The following is a 1,782-nucleotide window of genomic DNA, read 5'->3' as shown; positions in this document are numbered from 1 at the left end:
CTGCACGAGGAGGCGATCGCCGACGGCCCGTTGATCCGCGACTACGTGGCCGAGACCGTCACCGAGTTCGGTCTCGACAAGATCCTGCGGCTACGCCACCGGGTCACCGCTGCCGACTGGTCCAGCGAGGAGGCGCGGTGGACGCTGAAGGTCACCGCGACCGACGAGGCAGGCAACGAAACCCGCAAGTCCATCCGTGCCCGGTTCGTCGTCAGCGGCACCGGCTACTACCGCTACGACAAGGGCTACGAACCCCACTTCGAGGGCCGGGAGGACTTCCAGGGCGACATCCTCCACCCGCAGCACTGGCCGGAGGACTACGACTACAGCGGCAAACGCGTGGTCATCATCGGCAGCGGCGCGACCGCCGTCACCATGCTCCCCGCGATGCAGAGGGGCGAGGGCGCGGCAGCCCACGTCACCATGTTGCAGCGCACGCCGAGCTACGTCGCGTCGGTCCCCAGGGTGGACAAGCTCGCCCAGCGGCTCATGAAGCTCTTCGGCGTCAAGCGCGGATACGCGGCCACGCGGTTCAAGAACATGTGGTCCGACCACCTGATCGTGACCGTGCTCTGCCGGTTCCCGAACTTCGGGCGCAACCTGCTGCGCAAGGCGACGGCCAAGCAGCTGCCGGCCGGATTCGACGTCGACACCCACTTCGCACCCCCCTACAACCCCTGGGACCAGCGCCTGTGCGTCACGCCGGACAACGAGTTCTTCCAGGCGATCCGCGAGGGGAAAGCCGACGTGGTGACCGACCGGATCGAGCGGTTCACCTCCGACGGCATCCTGCTCGCGTCGGGCCGGACGCTCCAGGCCGACGTCATCGTCACCGCGACCGGCCTCGTCATGCAGATGCTGGGCGGCATCAAGCCGACGGTGGACGGCACCCCGGTCAACATGGGCGACACGGTTTTGTACCGCGGCGCACTGATCTCCGGCATGCCCAACTGGGCGATGATGCTCGGCTACACCAAGGCGACGTGGACCCTGCGCATCCGCAACGTGTGCCGCCTCGCCGCGGACGTGATCCGCACGATGGATTCGCAGGGTTACGACATCGCCGTGCCGACCCCGCCGGAGGGCATGTCCACAGTGGACCTACTCGACCTCTCCGCGGGCTACATCCAGCGGGCCAAGCACGAGCTTCCGCGCCAGGGCACCGACCTGCCGTGGCAGATGCACACGACGTTCATCAAGGACAACCGGCTGTTCAAGGGCCGGCTCGTCGACGACGACCACATTCGGTTCTCGACCCGGACCACCATCCCGGCCCGGCTCGCGAGCGTGGAAGCCGCGTCATGAGCGCCCCGCGTTTCACCCTGGCCCAGCGGTTCCAGCGGGCCTTCCTGATCAGCCTGGGCCGCCTGCCTGCCGCGCTCCAGCGGCTCCTCGCCCGACCGCCGGTCAACAGCGCGGGCGACACCATGGCACCCGACATCGCGCTCCTGATGAAGCTGAGCGAGTCCGGCCCCGACTACAGCGACCTGCCGGCCGCCGAGGCCCGCGAGGTCACCGAAAGCGACCTGGCCCTCTTCGCGGCCCGGGTTCCGGCCTGCCCGATCGAGGAGGAGATCGAGGTCGCCGACGGCGTGCTCGCCACGCGCTACAGCACCGGCACGCCCTCGCGGGGGCTGATCCTCTTCTTCCACGGTGGCGGCTTCGTGATCGGCAGCCGCGCCGGCTACACCGCGCCGGCGCGCATGCTCGCGCGCGGCACCGGCGCGGACGTCGTCTCGGTCGAGTACCGCCTCGCTCCGGAGCACCCCTTCCCGGCAGCGC

At 69.3% G+C, this 1,782-nt stretch carries 2 protein-coding genes; both read left to right on the top strand.

Annotation, left to right across the window (positions count from 1 at the left end; all coding sequences use genetic code 11):
• Positions 1 to 1,305, top strand: a 1,305-nt coding sequence (locus ABZ215_RS43680; RefSeq protein WP_354956838.1) for an NAD(P)/FAD-dependent oxidoreductase, incomplete at its 5' end; no start/stop codon positions are given.
• Positions 1,302 to 1,782 (top strand): alpha/beta hydrolase (locus ABZ215_RS43675; protein ID WP_354956836.1); only part of this gene is annotated, 481 nt, incomplete at its 3' end. The genes ABZ215_RS43680 and ABZ215_RS43675, both read left to right, overlap by 4 nt.

Origin of the sequence: Amycolatopsis sp. NPDC006131 (assembly GCF_040614175.1) — a bacterium.
In the GTDB taxonomy this organism is placed as follows: Bacteria; Actinomycetota; Actinomycetes; order Mycobacteriales; family Pseudonocardiaceae; genus Amycolatopsis_E; species Amycolatopsis_E tucumanensis.
The sequence above is the reverse complement of the archived record's forward strand: the minus strand, read 5'-3'. Positions and strand labels throughout refer to the sequence as shown.